Origin of the sequence: Microbacterium stercoris (assembly GCF_017592545.1) — a bacterium.
In the GTDB taxonomy this organism is placed as follows: domain Bacteria; phylum Actinomycetota; class Actinomycetes; order Actinomycetales; family Microbacteriaceae; genus Microbacterium; species Microbacterium stercoris.
Genome location: NZ_JAGFOA010000006.1, coordinates 117,638 through 134,245 on the forward strand (window position 1 = coordinate 117,638; position 16,608 = coordinate 134,245).

A 16,608-nucleotide genomic window follows, 5' to 3' on the forward strand; every position below is an offset into this window, starting at 1 on the left:
GCGAGGCTGGAAGCATGAACGACAACCCCGTGATCCTGTCCGCGTCCGGCCTGGTCAAGAGCTATGGCACCACCCGCGCCCTCGACGACGTCAGCCTCGAGGTGCGCGCGGGGGAGGCCGTCGCGATCATGGGCGCCTCCGGCTCGGGAAAGACGACGCTGCTGCACACGCTCGCCGGCATCCTGACCGCAGACACCGGATCGGTCCTGCTCAACGCCGCGATCGGCCGCATCCGCATCGATGAGCTCAGCGACAAGGAGCGCTCGCGGCTGCGACGCGAGGAGTTCGGCTTCGTGTTCCAGCAGGGGCTGCTGATTCCGGAGCTCACGGCCGTGGAGAACGTCGCGCTGCCGCTGCTGCTGACGGGGCACCCCCGCGCCGCGGCGGAGGCGCACGCGGGCAGCTGGCTCGCCGCTCTGGGGTTGGCGGGTATGGAGCAGCGTCGCATCGGCCAGCTCTCGGGCGGCCAGGCGCAGCGTGTGGCGATCGCCCGCGCGCAGGCCACCGGGGCGCGCATCGTTTTCGCGGATGAGCCGACCGGTGCGCTCGACTCGGCCACGTCGGCTGACGTGATGTCCGCGCTCCTCGATTCCACGCTCAGCAGGGGCCACGCGCTCGTCGTCGTGACGCACGACCCGAATGTCGCCGCGCGCTGCACCCGGGTGATCCGGATGCAGGACGGCCGGATCGCGCCGGCTGCGGCGCCCGCTCGGGCTGCGGTTCCGGCGCCGGTGTCGGCGTCTCAGATCGCATCGACCGGCGAGGCCGCACGATGAGCGCCGCGACAGCGCCCATGGCCCTCGCCCCGGCACCGCTCGCGCCCGCCACCGGCCGCGCGCCGGTGGCACGCCTCACGTGGCTGCTCTCGCGCCCCTCCGCGCAGAGCGGCGCCGCGCTGATCCTGCCGGCCATCGCCTTCGCCGTCACCACGGCGCTGATGCTCATCGTGCTGGGCGGCACGCTGATGTTCTGGAGCTGGACGCTCGAGGACACCATCGACGCCCCCGTCTATCAGCTGCTCAGTGTGATCGCGCTCGCCGTGCTGGTCATTCCGCTCGTCTCGCTCGGCGGCGCAGCGGCCCGCCTGTCGGCCCGTCGTCGCGACGACCGGCTCGCCACCCTGCGCCTCCTGGGCGCGACCACCGCGACGGTGAGCGGCATGACCGTGCTCGAGTCGGCGGGGGTGGCGCTCGTCGGGGCGCTCGCCGGTGTGGTGCTCTTCTTCGCGCTGACCCCGCTGGTCGGCCTGGTGTCGTTCGGTGGCGGTCCCATCGGGGCGGTGCAGCTGCTGGCGGCCGTGCCGTGGATCCCGGTGGTGGTGATCGGCGTCGCGCTGCTCGCCGCGGTGAGCGCGGCCGTCGGCCTGCGCCAGGTGGTCGTGTCGCCTCTCGGTGTGCGCGCCCGCACGGACGCCCCGAAGCTGCACTGGGTGCGCGTGGTGATCGCGGCGGCGGTGATCTTCGCGGGCTTCCTCGCGCTCAACGTGCCCGCCCTCCAGGCGGGCGTGATGTACGCCTTCGTCATCGCCGGCGTCTTCGGGGCGGGCATGGCAGCGCTCAATGCGCTCGGCCCGTGGCTGATCGGGATGTTCGCGAAGGCGCAGGTGAAGCGGGCGAAGACCGCGCCGCGCCTCATCGCGGCGCGCACGGTGCTCGAGTCCCCGAAGGCCGCCTGGCGTCAGGTCGGCGGCGTCGCGATGACGTCGTTCGTGGCGGTGGTCGCCGGCTCGGCGACCGCCCTGGTCGGCGACATCCAGGACGGCGAAGTGCTGATGCGCGACATCCTCACGGGGGTGCTGCTCACGCTCGCGGTGTCGTTCGCGATGGTGGCCTGCTCCGTGGGCGTCAACGCCGCCGCCGCGATCCTCGATCGCCGCGGACTGCACGTCGCGCTCGACCGGATCGGCATGCCCCGCGACGTCATGGAGGCGGCACGCACGCGCGCCACGATGGCGCCGCTGCTGTTCACCGTCATCGCCTCGGCGCTGGTGGGCGGGGTGCTCGTCTTCCCCCTCGTGGGCATGGCGATCATCATCGCGCCGCTGTCGCTGCTGGTGATCGGGCTGTGCTTCGCGGCCGGCATCACCCTGGTCTGGTTGGCCCTGCGCGCTACGCGTCCGGTGCTCACCCGCGTTCTCGCGCAGCCGGACCGCGCCGAATAACCCGCCCTTTGCCCCGAATGGCCGCTGTCTCGCTCGAGACAGCGGCCATTCGCGGCTGACGCGGCTCGGCGCGGGCAGCTCAGCCGTCCGGATCCCGCTCCACCGCGGCGGCGTCCCGCACACGGTCGACGAGCACCCGCCACGGGCCCTCGAGCGCCCGTTCGCCGAGCACCACCTCGTGCGGCTCGCACGAGATGCGGTAGACGTAGCGGTCGGGCTCGCCGTGCCCCTCGGGGGGAGTGTCGTCCCAGGGCAGCGAGGAGACGAGCTCCCGCCACTCGCGGCGGTCGGGCTGCGCCTCGATGTGCACCGTCCAGCTGGTGCGCAGGCCCGCGAAACCGCCGGTGCGCACCACGGTGATCCTCATGGTCGCGAGGTTACTCGCGAAGCATCTTCTCCCGCACACGGCCGGGCGCGACTCCCACCAGCTCCCACGCAGCGCGCACCGCGGCGGACTCGTCGGAACCCGCGCCGTACAGCTCGGCCGCCACCACCGCGGTGGCCGCGGCGAACTGCGAGAAGGTGGCCGTGGCCGTCAACCGCTCGCCCGTGAGCGTCTCGAACCAGACGCGGCCCGCGCGCTCCCAGGCATGCCCGCCGAGGGCCTCGGCCACCGCCACGAACGCCCGGTTGGGGATGCCCGAGTTGATGTGCACCCCGCCGTTGTCGTCCTGCGTGTCGACGTAGTCGCGCATGTGGGCCGGCTGCGGATCCTTGCCGAGCACCGGATCGTCGTAGGCCGTGCCGGGGGCCTTCATCGACCGGATGGCCTCGCCGTGCACCGTCTCGGTGAAGATGCCCGCTCCGACGAGCCAGGTCGCCTGATCCGCCGTCTGCTTGTGCACCCGCTGCTCGACGAGGGCGCCGAACACATCGGAGAGGTGCTCGTTGAGTGCTCCCGACTGTCCCTGGTAGACGAGGTTCGCCGTGCGCTCGGTGACGCCGTGCGCCAGCTCGTGGCCGATGATGCTGATCGATCCGGTGAACCCCCGGAACACCTCACCATCGCCGTCGCCGAACACCATGCGGGCCCCGTCCCAGAACGCGTTGTCGTAGCGCTCGCCGAAGTGGACCGTGGCGTCGAGGCGCATGCCGGATCCGTCGATCGAGTCGCGTTCGTAGGCGTCCCAGAACAGGGCGTACGTCTCGCCGAGGCCGTCATAGGCCTCGTTGACCGCGACGTCGTCGGACGCGGGCTCGCCCTCGGCGCGCACGGGGGTGCCGGGCAGGTCCTCGGTCCCGTGCCCGTCGAAGATGAGGCGGTCAGGCCATCCGGGGTCGGTGGAGCCTGTCACCGTCTGACGCAGCTCTGCGCGGGTGGAGTGCCGGATCAGGCCCGGCTGGTCACGCTCGACGCGCCCCTGCCGGAAGGGCTCGTCGATGCCGAGCGTGCGTCGCGCCGCCTCCGGCGCATCCGACAGCTCGCCCTCGCTCTGCGCGATGCGAGCGAGGAGGAACGGCGGCACGATGCCATAGCGGGCGCCGTGGTGTGGCGAGCGATCGGGGCCGCGGTGGGGGAGGAGGCCTGTCATGCTCCGACCCTGGCACGCACCGCCGACATTCGCGTGAACCTTGCGCGAGCGGGCGGCGACGGCTAGGCGCGCAGCTCCTCGAGGAGCGCGGCCTGATGCCGGTGCCCGACCGTCTCGTATCCGATGACCGACACGATCGGTGCCAGGGCCACGATCCCGATCCCGAGGCTCAGCGGTGCGCCGAGCGCGACCGCGGCCACCGCCGCGATCAGCACGAGGACGGTGCCGCCGAACAGCAGCAGGTGGAACGGGTCGAACGCCCGCAGCAGCACGGTGTAGATGACGTAGAGCGCCACCACGAAGACGCCCACGGGGATCGCCACGGTGAGGAGCGCGGCGATGTCGTCGATGTGCGCCTCGTCGCGGATCGCGTAGGCCGCGACGTGCAGGCCCGCCCCGGTGGCGGCGATCGAGGCGAAGATCGCGATGTGGCCGTACCCCCACGCGAACGACCGCTCGCGGCGCACCGACAGCACCTGCGCCGACGGCATCATGAAATAGACCCACCACAGGCCGAACGCGAGGGCGGTGCCGCCGAACGCGACGACGCCGGCGACCAGCGACCACCCCTCCTCCTCGACGACCGCCGAGACAGACAGCACCGTGCCGAGCACGACCTCGCCGAGCGTGATGATCGTGAGCAGGCTGTACCGCTCGGCGATGTGGTGCGGGTGCCACGGGGTGCTGCGGCCGCCGCCCTCGGCCGTCATCGGCACGAGCATCTCGAGTCCGCCGAGCACGACGAACAGGGTGACCGCGACAACCAGGGGCGGATCGATGACGAGGAGCACGATCCAGCCGATCTGCATCAGCCCCACCAGCCCCGCGTAGCGCAGGGCGGCGCCGCGGTGGGCCGGATCCTGGCGGGCGACCCTCAGCCACAGCGCGATGCCCGCGATGCGCATCACGATGTACCCGGCCACGAGCAGCACGTTGTCGAGGTGGTGACCTTCGTCGATGGAATGGAACAGCGCCGGGATGCCGAGCGCCAGCAGGATCACACCCACCATCTGCACGAAGGTCGCGAGGCGGAACCAGAGGTCGTCGTTGTCGAAGGCCGAGGCGAGCCAGGTGTAGTTGATCCATGCCCAGATCACGCCGAACACGCCGAGAACGAAGCCCGTGATCGCGGCGCCCCAGTGCCCGAGCTCCAGCAGGTGCGCGGCCTGCGATCCGGCCTGACTGAACGCCACGACGAAGGTGAGATCGAACAGCAGCTCGAGGGGTGTGGCGGCGCGATGGCGCTCGCCGATGTCGCGGCCCACCATGCGTCGCGGCCGGTGGTGGAGGGGAAGGGCGTCGTGCGTCACCGGATCATCGTGGCAGACGCCGGACTGCAAGCCGTTCCATTCGCGAATGTAAGAACTGTAAGCGCTTGCAGTATGCCGATCCGATTGCTACTTTCACCGAGACGCCCCGGCGTTCCCCCACTCGTGATCATCAATGGAGATGACGTGTCGAAGACGACTCCCGTGCGTGCCCGAACCTCGCGACGCGCACTGCCGGCCCTGCTGACGACCGCCACCCTGGCACTGTCGGGCGCGATCGTGCCGATCCTGCCGGCCGTCGCAGCCGACCGCTCGCCCGCCCTCGTGGGCAGCCTGCAGTCAGAGCTCGGCTGCGCCGCCGACTGGGCGCCCGACTGCGCGGCGACCGAGCTCGCCCCCACGAGCACGGACGGCATCTACTCGGCGGAGTTCGAGGTGCCCGCAGGCTCCTACGAGTACAAGGTGGCGCTCAACGACGCGTGGGATGAGGCGTACGGCTTGAACGGCGGGGCAGACAACATCCCCCTCACCGTCGCAGGCCCCGCCACGCTGCGCTTCACCTTCGACGACACCACGCATCGCGTCGGCGTCGCGGTCGAGGATCTCCCGGGCGGCTACACCGAGTCGGACGCCGCGCTCGCCGCGGCTCCCGCGCGCCAGGCCGGTGGCGACGAGCGGTTCTACTTCGTGATGACCGACCGCTTCGCCAACGGCGACACGGCCAACGACACCGGCGGGATCGCGGGCGACCGACTCGCACACGGCTTCGATCCGACCGACAAGGGCTTCTACCAGGGCGGCGACATCGCGGGACTGCGCGCGAACCTCGACTACATCGAAGGACTCGGCACCACGGCGCTGTGGCTGACGCCCAGCTTCGCCAACAAGCCGGTGCAGGGGGAGGGGGCGAACGCGAGCGCCGGCTATCACGGCTACTGGGTGACGGACTTCACCCGGATCGATCCCCACCTCGGCAGCAACGAGGAGCTCGACGCCCTGATCGACGAGGCGCACGCGCGCGGCATCAAGGTGTACTTCGACATCATCACGAACCACACCGCCGACGTCATCGACTACGCGCAGAAGCAGTACGCGTACATCGACCAGGCCACCGCGCCCTACAAGGACGCCTCGGGCACCGTGTTCGACCCGGCCGACTACGCGGGCACGGGTGACTTCCCGGCGCTCGACGCGGCCACCTCCTTCCCGTACACGCCCGTCGTCACCGACCCCGACGCCAAGACGCCCGCGTGGCTCAACGACCCGACGCTGTACCACAACCGCGGCGACTCGACCTGGTCGGGAGAGTCGGTCACCTATGGCGACTTCTCGGGTCTGGACGACCTCATGACCGAGCATCCGACGGTGGTGAACGGCTTAGTCGATGTCTACGACCAGTGGATCGACCTCGGCATCGACGGCTTCCGCATCGACACCATGAAGCACGTGAACTTCGAGTTCTGGCAGCAGTGGTCAACCCAGGTGCTCGACTATGCGCACGCGCACGGCAAGCCCGACTTCTTTATGTTCGGCGAGGTCTACGACGCCGATCCGGTGAAGCTGTCGCCCTACGTGCGAGACACCGACGTCAACTCGGTGCTCGACTTCGCGTTCCAGTCGTCCGCCGTGGGCTACTCGGCGGGCAACTCGGCCAAGACGCTGCAGGGCCTGTTCGCGGGGGATGACCGCTACACGACCCCGGACACGTCGGCCGCGTCGCTGCCGACCTTCCTCGGCAATCACGACATGGGCCGCGTGGGCAGCTTCCTGCTGAGCACGGGAGAGGCGCTGCAGCGCGACGAGCTCGCGCACGAGCTGATGTACCTCACCCGCGGCCAGCCGGTCATCTACTACGGCGACGAGCAGGGCTTCGCGGGCACGGGCGGCGACAAGGACGCCCGGCAGTCGCTCTTCGCGACCCAGGTGGCCTCGTACGCCGACCAGCCGCTGGTGACGGGCGAGAACGCCGGATCGGTCGACCGCTACGCGACCGATGCCCCGCTCTACACGCACATCTCCGCGCTGGCCGAACTGCGCGACGAGCACCCGGCCCTCGCCACCGGTGCCCAGATCGAGCGCTACGCCGACGACGGCGCGGGCGTCTACGCCTTCTCGCGGGTCGACCGCGACGACAAGGTCGAGTACCTCGTGGCCGTCAACAACGCCGAGCAGGAGCGCACGGTCACGGTGCCGGCGCTCACCGCCGACGCGTCCTTCGCCCCGCTCTACGGAGCCGACGCCGCGGTCGCGAGTGACGGATCCGGATCCGTCGACGTCACCGTCCCGGCACTCGGCGCGGTCGTCTACCGCGCCGACAAGACGGTGACGGTCGGCGCCGAGGCGCCCGTCGTCACGCTGAGCGCGCCCGCCGCGGGGGCCGGTCTCGCCGGCCAAGCCGCTGTCTCGGCCGACGTCGCGGGTGACGGCTGGATCGAGACGAGCTTCGCGTGGCGCGTCGCCGGCTCCGACGAGTGGAAGCCGCTCGGCACGGCGGAGGACACCACGCCGCGCGTCTTCCACGACATCGCGGGCCTGGCCGACGGCACGCTCGTGGAGTACCGCGCGGTCGTCACCGACGCTGCGGGCCACCGCTCGGCAGCCTCGACGTACGCATCGGTCGGCAACGCGGTCTCGCTCGAGGTGGAGGAGGAGCCCGAGACCCCGATCTCGATGGTCACGGTCCCGGGAAGCCTGAACTCCGAGCTTGGCTGCGCGGGCGACTGGGATCCGGCCTGCGAGGCGGTCCGGCTCACCCTGCGGGACGGCGGCGTCTACGAGGGCACCTTCGACCTGCCGGCCGGCGACTACGAGTACAAGGTCGCCATCGACGGATCCTGGGCGATCAACTACGGCGTGGGCGGTGTGCGCGACGGCGCGAACTTCGCGATCCACCACGCGGGCGGTCCGATCACGTTCCTCTTCGATCCGCGTTCGAACGTCGTCCAGTCCACCGCCGAGGGCCCGGTGATCACGGTGCCCGGCAGCTTCCAGGACGAGATCGGATGCCCCGGCGACTGGGCGCCCGACTGCCTCGGATCGCTGCTCTCCGACGGCGACCGCGACGGCGTCTACGAGCTCGCTCTCGCCGGCGTCCCCGCCGGGTCGTACGAGGCGAAGGTCGCGCACGGCCGCACGTGGGACGAGAACTACGGCCAGGATGGAGCCGCGGGCGGCGCGAACATCGCGTTCAGCGTCGAGGAGGGAGCGCTTGTGCAGTTCACCTACACCCTCGCGACTCACGTGCTGCAGGTCGAGGCGGGCGAGCCGCCGCTGGCCGGCACCGGCGAGCAGCGCGCGCACTGGATCGACGCGCACACCATCGCGTGGCCGTCCGACCTCGGCCAGCCGCAGGATGCCGTCTACGCCCTGCACGCGTCGGCCGACGCGTCTCTCGCCCAGGAGGGCGACGAGATCGCCGGCGGCGAGGAGCTCGCGCTCTCGCCGATCGCCGGGGGCCTCACCGCCGAGCAGAAGCAGCGCTTCCCGGCCCTCGCGTCGTACCTCGCCTTGGAGGTCGACGGCGATGCCGCCGACCTGGTGCGAGGTCAGCTCGCCGTGTCGCAGCGCACGGCGGACGGCGCGCTGACGGCGTTCACGGGTGTGCAGATCCCGGGTGTGCTCGATGACCTCTATGCCGCGGCGCTCGAGGAGGTGGAGCTCGGCGTCACCTTCGACAAGAAGCGGCCGACCTTCCGTCTGTGGGCGCCGACCGCGCAGGCCGCGACCCTGCTCACCTGGGAGGCCGGCGCCGACGGCGATCCCGTGCGCCACGAGGCATCGTTCGACGACGAGACCGGCGTCTGGCGGGTGTCGGGCGACAAGAAGGCGAAGGGCGACGAGTACCTCTGGGAGGTGCGGGTGTTCGCGCCGACCACCGGGAAGATCGAGACCAACCTCGTCACCGACCCCTACTCCCTGGCCCTCACCCTGAACTCCGAGCGCTCGGTCGCGATCGACCTCTCCGACAAGGAATGGGCGCCGAAGCAGTGGACCACGCAGAAGGCGCCCGAGGTCGAGAAGGACGTGGACCGCGCGATCTACGAGCTCCACATCCGCGACTTCTCGATCACGGACGAGACCGTGCCCGAGGCCGAGCGCGGCACGTACCGGGCGTTCGCCCGCACGTCCGACGGCACGAAGCAGCTGCGCCAGCTCGCCGACGCGGGCATCACCACGGTGCACCTGCTGCCCTCGTTCGACATCGCGACGATCGAGGAGGACCGCGCCGCGCAGAAGACGCCCGAGGGCGACCTCGCCTCCTTCGGGCCGGCGTCCGAGGAGCAGCAGGCCCGCACCTCGGCGGTCGCGGGTCAGGACGGCTTCAACTGGGGCTACGACCCGTACCACTACTCGGTTCCGGAGGGCTCGTACGCGACGGATCCGGAGGGCGGCGCGCGCGTCGCCGAGTTCCGCTCGATGGTGGGTGCCCTCCACGGCATGGGCCTCGAGGTCGTGCTCGACCAGGTGTTCAACCACACCGCCGCCTCCGGCCAGGCCGAGCGCTCGGTGCTCGACCGCGTGGTGCCCGGCTACTACCACCGCCTCAACGCCGCGGGCGGGGTGGAGACCTCGACGTGCTGCCAGAACGTCGCCACCGAGCACGCCGCCGCACAGAAGCTGATGGTCGACTCGGTCGTCACCTGGGCGCGCGACTACAAGGTCGACGGCTTCCGCTTCGATCTGATGGGCCACCACTCGACCGCCAACATGGCGGCGATCCGCGACGCGCTCGATGCGCTCACCCTGAAGAAGGACGGTGTCGACGGCAAGAGCGTGTACCTCTACGGCGAGGGCTGGGACTTCGGAGAGGTCGCGGGAGACGCGCTGTTCGAGCAGGCCACGCAGGGCAACCTCGGCGGCACGGGCATCGGCACGTTCAACGACCGGCTGCGTGATGCGGTGCACGGCGGCAGCCCCGTCGACTCCTCCTCGACGTTCCGTCAGGGGTTCGGCACGGGACTGGCGACGGATCCGAACGGCGACCCCATCAACGGCACGCCGGAGCAGGCGCTGGCCGACCTCGGACACGAGACCGATCTCGTCAAGCTGGGACTGGCGGGAAACCTCGCCTCGTACGAGCTGCTCGCCTCGGACGGCGCGGTGCACCGCGGCGACGAGCTGGACTACCGCGGTTCCCCGGCCGGCTACGCGGCTGAGCCCGGTGAGGTGATCAACTACGTCGACGCGCACGACAACGAGACGCTGTACGACCTGTCGGTGCTGAAGCTGCCGGTGACGACGCCGATGGCCGACCGAGTCCGGATGAACACGCTGTCGCTGGCCACGGTGACGCTCTCGCAGTCGGTGTCGTTCTGGCATGCGGGCACTGAGCTGCTGCGGTCGAAGTCGCTCGACCGCAACAGCTACGACTCGGGCGACTGGTTCAACCGCATCGACTGGAGCGGCAAGGAGTCGACCTTCGGCTCGGGGCTGCCTCCGAAGGCCGACAACGGCGCCAAGTGGGGCGTGATGAAGCCCCTGCTGGAGAACCCGGCCCTCAAGCCGGGCGCCACCGACATCGCCTCCGCCGAGGCGGCCGCGCTCGACCTGCTGCGGGTGCGCTCGGAGGTGGGCCTGCTCCGCCTCGGATCCGCGCAGCTGATCCAGCAGAAGGTGTCCTTCCCGGCCTCGGAGGCACCCGGATCCCTGGTGATGCTGATCGACGACACGATCGGCAAGAGCGCCGACAAGAAGCTCGACGGGGCGCTCGTCGTCTTCAACGCGTCGCCCGAGCCGCTCACGCAGAGAATCGACGGCCTGCAGGGCCGCCGGTTCGCGCTCACGGCCGCGCAGGCGAAGGGATCGGATCCGGTGGTCAAGACCGCGACCTGGGACGCGCGCACGGCGACGGTGACGATCCCGGCCCGGACGGTCGCGGTCTTCACCCAGCCCGTCCGGTAGGAGGAGCCCGGGAGCAGCCCTCCCGGGACTCCTACCCTGACCGCCGCGCGATCATCGCGCGCTCGCGGATGATCATCGCGATGCCGAGGATCCACAGCGGCACCTGCGTCGCGAAGGCCCACCGGAACGCGGTGTCGGTGTACAGCTCGGGTCGGGACGCGCCCTGCACATCCATGGCGATGCCGATGAAGAGGATCGCCAGCAGCCCGGCCAGGAAGCCGCCGACGTTGGTGATGCCGGTGGCGGTGCTGAGCCGATGCGCAGGATTGAAGGCGCGCGCGAAGTCGAACGCGACCATCGATGCGGGGCCGCCCATCGCGAGCGCGACCATCAGCAGCACGAGCAGCCACGCGGGCACGGGGGAGGGCCACAGCAGCACCGCGCCCCACACGACGATCTGCGCGTAGACCGCCGGCAGCACGAGGAACCGCGAGCGCCGCTTCGGGTGGCGCGCCGAGAACGCGCCCACGATCGGACCGATCACGATGCCCGCGCCGACGAAGACCGACGTGATCGCCGAGGCCTGGCCGATCGAGAAGCCCTCCGCGGCGGTGAGGAACGGGATGCCCCACAGCATCAGGAACGCCGACCCCGCGAACGGCGTGGTGAAGTGCGTCCAGAACGCGAGGCGGGTGCCCGGATGCTCCCACGCGGCGCGGATGCCGACCCGCGTGTCGACCTGGCTCGTCACGACGGTGATCGCGCCGGTATCGGTGTTGACCGAGACGTCCTCGGTCATCTGCGCCGGGTGGTTGCGCACCGCCGCGGCGATCAGCACCGAGAACACGATCGCGCCGCCCGCGAGGGATCCGAACGTCACCTCCCAGCTCGTCGCGTGCAGGAGGAACGGCACGGGCACCAGTGCGATGACCTGCCCGAGCTGGCCGCAGATGCCGGTGAGCTGCATCATCACCGACGATCGCTGGGCCGGGAACCACACGGCGACGAGGCGCAGCACACTGGGGAAGATGGCGGCGTCGCCGGCTCCCAGCAGCATGCGCGCGGCGATCGCCACGCCCACGCTGGGCGAGAAGGCCATCACGACCTGACCCACCGCCATTAGCACCATGCCGATCGCCATGATGGGCCGGGCTCCCCACTTGTCGAGCCACACGCCCACCGGAAGCTGCATGAACCCGTAGACCGCCAGCTGCAGCACGGCGAACATGGCAAGCGTCGAGGCATCGGCGTCGAAACGGTGCTGCGCGTCGATGCCCACGGCCGAGAGCGACGTGCGGTTGGTGACCGAGAGCACGTAGCCGGCCACGCCGATGCCCCACATCAGCCACATGCGCCATGACGGCGAGACCTGGGGTGCGCTCACGCGGCGCCCTCCAGGATGAGGGCGGCGGCCTCGTCGACCGAATCGACGAGATGGATGTGCCCCTCCATCGGACGGCCCGCGGCCAGCGCCTGCAGCAGCGGCCAGGCGGGGAGATCCTCGGTCCAGTGCTTCACATCGACGAGGACCATCGGCGCGATGGCGTCCTCCGCGGCGTAGTAGTTCTCGCACGCGTCCTGGAAGATCTCCTGCACGGTGCCGCCGGCCCCGGGCAGGAAGACGATGCCCGACCCGCACACCTGGAGCAGGATCGCCTCGCGGAGGGCGTTGCGGAAGTACTTCGCGATCGCGGTCGCGAACAGGTTCGGCGGCTCGTGGCCGTAGTGCCAGGTGGGCACCCCGAGCGTGTCGACCGACGGCACGTCGTGCAGCTCGGCGAGCACCTCGCGCGCGGATGCCACCCAGGCGTCGACCGAGGGGCGGTACGACGGGGCCACCGCGAGCACGTCCAGCGCACGGTCGAGCACGGCCTGCTCGGCCCCCGCGAAGCGGGCTCCGAGATTGGCGGCCTCCATCGCGCCCGGTCCTCCGCCGGTGGCGACTGTGAAGGTCGATCCGAGGGCGCGGCCCAGGCGCGCGGCGCCCGCGAAGTCGGCGTCGCCGCGCCGCATCGCGTGCCCGCCCATCACCCCCACCAGCCGGCGCGTGGCCGTCCAATCGGTCAGCGCCTGGTCGATGCCGTCGTCGTGCAGGGCGCGCGCGAGGATGGCGTCCCGCTCCGCCCTCTGCGACCACGCGAAGGCACGGCCGTCGAGGGCGCGGCGGTAGTCGCGCTCGTCATACAGCTCATCGGCCGTGTAGAGCGTGTCGCGATGGGGATCGATAGGTGCTGCATCGACCTCGGGCAGCACCAGCGCCCCGCGGGCGGCGTGCAGGTCGGCGTCGCCGGGGGCGAACGTGCACCCGGCGAACGTCGTGCGCGACGTGTCGAGCGCATCGAGCTCATCCGCCCGCCCCCGCAGGTCGAGTCCCACCAGCCGCCATCCGCGCAGGTGCCGCGCGCCGCGGGCGAGTCGACGGTCCAGCTCCGCGGTCGATTCGATGGTGATGATCCGTCCGGCCCGGTGCGTCATCCGTCAAGTCTGCCGGATCGGGTGCGCCCCGGACCGGGTCACCTCGCCGACCAGCCCCCGTCCATCGCCCAGGACGCGCCGGACACCATGGCGCCGTCGGGGCCCGTGAGCCATCCGACGAGAGAGGCGACCTCGCGTGGCTCGAGCAGTCGCTTCACCGCCGCCTCTCGCAGCAGGATGTCATCGATCACGTCCTCCTCGGCCGCGCCGTGCACCGCGGCCTGCTCGGCGATCTGCTTCTCCACGAGCGGTGTGCGCACGTATCCGGGGTTGATGCACACGCTCGTGACGCCCTTCGGGCCGCCCTCCAGCGCGGTCACCTTGCTGAGGCCCTCCAGGCCGTGCTTGGCCGACACATAGGCGCTCTTGAAGGGCGAGGCGACGAGCCCGTGCACGCTCGAGATGTTGACGATGCGGCCCCAGCCCTGCGCGTACATGTGGGGCAGTGCCGCGCGCACGAGCAGGAAGGGGGCGACCAGCATGATCGAGTGGATCCGCCGGAACGCGTCGGGCTCGAAGTCCTCGATGGGGCTGACCCGCTGGATGCCCGCGTTGTTGACGAGCACGTCGACATCCAGCACGAGGTCATCGAGCGCCTCGGTGTCGGCGAGATCGACCTCCCAGGCCGTGCCGCCGATCTCCTGTGCCACGGCGTGCGCGGCGTCGGCCGCGACGTCGGCCACGATCACCTGCGCGCCGCGCGCCGCGAGCTCTCGCGCGATCGCCGCGCCGATGCCGGATCCGCCTCCCGTGACGAGGGCCTTCCGCCCGCCGAGCGTTCGCTCCGGGGGGCGCTCGGCGTGCACCCCGCTGACCGTCTCGCTCACGCCGTCGTCACCTCGCTGCGCTCGGCTGCCCGCGTCTCGGCGGCGTCGATCGCGTCGAGCTCCTCGAGCGACGTCCCCTTCGTCTCCTTGAGGGTCAGCACAACGCCGGCGGTGACGAGGCCCGCCACGGCGAGGTAGATGGCGGTGTTCATCCAGGAGCCGGTGTCCTTGAGCCACTGGGTCGCGAGCAGGGGAGCGAGCGATCCGGCGAAGATCGACGTCACCTGGTACGAGATCGAGATGCCCGAGTAGCGCATGCGGGTCGGGAACATCTCCGCCATCACGGCCGGCTGCGAGGCGTACATCAGCGCGTGGATCGCGAGTCCGGCGATCAGGGCCAGGAGGATCAGACCATCCACCTTGGTATCGAGCAGAGGGAAGGCCCAGAAGCCCCACGTTGCGCCGAGCAGCGCGCCGGCGAGGTAGACGGGCTTGCGGCCGGCGCCGTCCGCCAGACGTCCGACGAGAAGGATCACCACGAAGTGGCTCGCGTGGGCGATTGCGATCAGGGTGAGGAGCGGGCCCTTCTCCATGCCCTGGTCCTCGGTCAGGTACACGATCGAGAAGGTCACCACCAGGTAATACATGATGTTCTCCGCGAAGCGCAGGCCCATGCCCTTCAGCACGCCGAGCGGCCGCTTCTTCAGCACCTCCACCACGCCGAAGCCCATCGCCTGGCCGTGCGCCTGCTCGGCCCGCGCCGCCTCGAACACGGGTGCCTCCGAGACGGAGCGACGGATCCAGTACCCGACGATCACCACCACGGCCGAGAGCCAGAACGCCACCCGCCAGCCCCAGGCCATAAACGCCTCGTCCGACAGCACGTTGGCCATCAGGGTGAGCACGAGCGTGGCGAGCAGGTTGCCCACGGGCACGGCGGCCTGCGGCCAGGCGGCCCAGGTCGCGCGGCGCGAGGTCGGCGCGTGCTCGGCGACGAGAAGCACGGCTCCTCCCCACTCGCCGCCCAGGGCGAGACCCTGCACGAAGCGCAGCACAACGAGCAGGATCGGCGCCCAGACACCGATCTGCTGATACGTCGGGAGGCATCCCATCAGCACGGTCGCCACGCCGATGAGCATGATGGTCAGCTGCAGGGTGTGCTTGCGGCCCAGGCGATCGCCGATGTGTCCGAACACCACGCCGCCGAGCGGGCGGGCCAGGAAGCCGATGGCGTACGTGACGAAGGCCGCGATGATCGCGTCGTACACGTTGCCCATCTGAGGCAGGAGCACCTTCGAGAACACGAGGGCCGATGCCGTGGCGTAGAGGAAGAAGTCGTACCACTCGACGATGGTCCCCGCCATCGAGGCGGCGACGATCTTGCGGAGCACCGAGGGCTCGGTGCCGGATTGCGTGCGCGCCGCGGCGCTGCGTGACTGGCTCATTGCCGTCGTTTCCCTTCGGGATGTCGTCATTGACCCCGGCGCCGACCTCGTCGGCGGCGCTGGACGAGAGCGAGTGTTGCAGTCTCAGGATGTGCAGGCAACGCGCATTGTGGCACACCTGATGTGCGAAATCGCACATGGATGTCACTGCGAGACGCCGAGACCCTCCAGGGCGCCACGCTGTCGCGCCATCTGGCGACGCAGCTCGTCGAGCAGGGCGGCGACCGCCGGGCGCCGCCACGATTCCGGGTCCACGACGGCGTGATAGGGCAGCCGGTCACGCACCTCCTCGGGCAGGAGGCGCACGAGGTCGGGGTGCCTGTCGGCGACGAAGCAGGGGAGGATCCCGAGTCCCGCTCCCGCGCGCGTGGCCTCGACGTGCACGAACACGTTCGTGGAGGTGAGTGCGTCGCGCATGCCGGGCAGCAGCCGCCGCGGCAGGTCGAGATCGTCGACCTGCAGCATCGAGTCGACGAAGTACACAAGACCGTGCTCGGCAGCCTCTGCGGCCGATCGCGGGGTGCCGTGACGCGAGAGGTAGCTCCGGGAGCCGTAGAGCCCCAGCTCGTACTCTCCGAGTCTCAGCGAGCGGCCGCGATTGACCTGGGGCGTTCCGACCACCACTTCGATGTCGACGCCGGTGCGGTGAAGCGCCGCGCGGCGCGTGAGCGTCACGATCTCCACCGTGAGGTGCGGATGCTCCTCCCGCAGGGCCGCGACCGCGGGCGCCGCGATCAGCGCGGCGAAGCCATCCGTTGTGGTCATGCGCACGACCCCCGTCACCGGATCGGTCGGCCCCTCGCCCTCGGTGAGCCGCTCGAGCGCGGCGGCGACCCCCTCCGCGGCGCGCGCGGCGCGCTCGCCGAGGGGGGTGAGCGCCCATCCGTCCGCTCCCCGCAGCAGCAGCCGACCGCCGAGGGCGGTCTCGAGAGCGGCGATGTTGCGGCTGACCGTCGTGTGGGTCAGACCGAGCGCCTGTGCCGCGGTTGTGAAGCGGCCGGTTCGGGCGACGGCGAGCAGCACGAGCAGCTGGTCGGCCGACGGCGCTGCGCTGGGCGATGCGGACACGAGGCCACGCTACCGCCGGCCCGTCGTCCGGCGAGGACGATCTCGGTGATG

General features: G+C 70.8%; 11 protein-coding genes. 3 read left to right on the forward strand and 8 right to left on the reverse strand.

What is annotated here, in order from left to right:
• The first annotated feature begins 14 nt into the window (after positions 1-14).
• Together J5V96_RS14300 and J5V96_RS14305 are read left to right on the forward strand one after the other, a co-directional pair.
• Positions 15-776: an ABC transporter ATP-binding protein gene (locus J5V96_RS14300; protein WP_208504529.1), complete on the forward strand. Its 762-nt coding sequence runs from the start codon at positions 15-17 to the stop codon at positions 774-776.
• Positions 773-2,161: an FtsX-like permease family protein gene (locus J5V96_RS14305; RefSeq protein ID WP_236014824.1), complete on the forward strand. Its 1,389-nt coding sequence runs from the start codon at positions 773-775 to the stop codon at positions 2,159-2,161. Before J5V96_RS14300 ends, J5V96_RS14305 begins: the two co-directional genes overlap by 4 nt.
• Before the next feature lie 79 nt (positions 2,162-2,240).
• Here J5V96_RS14305 and J5V96_RS14310 read toward each other — a convergent pair whose 3' ends face one another.
• From J5V96_RS14310 to J5V96_RS14320, 3 genes are all read right to left on the reverse strand, one after another.
• Positions 2,241-2,528 (reverse strand): protealysin inhibitor emfourin, encoded by a 288-nt coding sequence (locus J5V96_RS14310; RefSeq protein WP_208504531.1) that lies wholly within the window; start codon positions 2,526-2,528, stop codon positions 2,241-2,243.
• Positions 2,529-2,538: 10 nt separating this feature from the next.
• Positions 2,539-3,693 (reverse strand): M4 family metallopeptidase, encoded by a 1,155-nt coding sequence (locus J5V96_RS14315; protein ID WP_208504533.1) that lies wholly within the window; start codon positions 3,691-3,693, stop codon positions 2,539-2,541.
• 62 nt (positions 3,694-3,755) lie between these two features.
• Positions 3,756-5,003 (reverse strand): low temperature requirement protein A, encoded by a 1,248-nt coding sequence (locus J5V96_RS14320; RefSeq protein WP_307793659.1) that lies wholly within the window; start codon positions 5,001-5,003, stop codon positions 3,756-3,758.
• Between the two features lie 144 nt (positions 5,004-5,147).
• On the opposite strand from J5V96_RS14320, the gene pulA reads away from it, so the two are divergent.
• A complete protein-coding gene (pulA, locus tag J5V96_RS14325; protein ID WP_307793660.1) occupies positions 5,148-10,862 on the forward strand; it encodes a pullulanase-type alpha-1,6-glucosidase in 5,715 nt (1,904 codons plus the stop codon).
• A 31-nt stretch (positions 10,863-10,893) separates the two neighbouring features.
• On the opposite strand, the gene J5V96_RS14330 is transcribed toward pulA, so the two are convergent.
• From J5V96_RS14330 to J5V96_RS14345, 5 genes are all read right to left on the reverse strand, one after another.
• Positions 10,894-12,153 (reverse strand): MFS transporter, encoded by a 1,260-nt coding sequence (locus J5V96_RS14330; RefSeq protein ID WP_208504851.1) that lies wholly within the window; start codon positions 12,151-12,153, stop codon positions 10,894-10,896.
• 29 nt (positions 12,154-12,182) lie between these two features.
• Entirely contained in the window at positions 12,183-13,277 is a 1,095-nt protein-coding gene (locus tag J5V96_RS14335; protein ID WP_208504537.1) for an LOG family protein, read from the reverse strand.
• A gap of 38 nt (positions 13,278-13,315) precedes the next feature.
• Positions 13,316-14,104: a 3-hydroxybutyrate dehydrogenase gene (locus J5V96_RS17115; protein ID WP_307793661.1), complete on the reverse strand. Its 789-nt coding sequence runs from the start codon at positions 14,102-14,104 to the stop codon at positions 13,316-13,318.
• Positions 14,101-15,489: an MFS transporter gene (locus J5V96_RS17120; RefSeq protein ID WP_236014825.1), complete on the reverse strand. Its 1,389-nt coding sequence runs from the start codon at positions 15,487-15,489 to the stop codon at positions 14,101-14,103. Before J5V96_RS17120 ends, J5V96_RS17115 begins: the two co-directional genes overlap by 4 nt.
• Before the next feature lie 144 nt (positions 15,490-15,633).
• Complete coding sequence (locus J5V96_RS14345; protein ID WP_208504539.1) at positions 15,634-16,557, reverse strand: LysR family transcriptional regulator; 924 nt, start codon at positions 16,555-16,557, stop codon at positions 15,634-15,636.
• Positions 16,558-16,608 lie beyond the last annotated feature (51 nt).

Excerpts from the sequence above, each read along its gene's own strand:
- J5V96_RS14300 (WP_208504529.1), top strand. The coding sequence starts at position 15 with ATGAACGACAACCCCGTGATCCTGTCCGCGTCCGGCCTGGTCAAGAGC.
- J5V96_RS14305 (WP_236014824.1), top strand. The coding sequence starts at position 773 with ATGAGCGCCGCGACAGCGCCCATGGCCCTCGCCCCGGCACCGCTCGCG.
- J5V96_RS14310 (WP_208504531.1), bottom strand. The coding sequence starts at position 2,528 with ATGAGGATCACCGTGGTGCGCACCGGCGGTTTCGCGGGCCTGCGCACC.
- J5V96_RS14315 (WP_208504533.1), bottom strand. The coding sequence starts at position 3,693 with ATGACAGGCCTCCTCCCCCACCGCGGCCCCGATCGCTCGCCACACCAC.
- J5V96_RS14330 (WP_208504851.1), bottom strand. The coding sequence starts at position 12,153 with ATGTGGCTGATGTGGGGCATCGGCGTGGCCGGCTACGTGCTCTCGGTC.
- J5V96_RS14335 (WP_208504537.1), bottom strand. The coding sequence starts at position 13,277 with ATGACGCACCGGGCCGGACGGATCATCACCATCGAATCGACCGCGGAG.
- J5V96_RS17120 (WP_236014825.1), bottom strand. The coding sequence starts at position 15,489 with ATGAGCCAGTCACGCAGCGCCGCGGCGCGCACGCAATCCGGCACCGAG.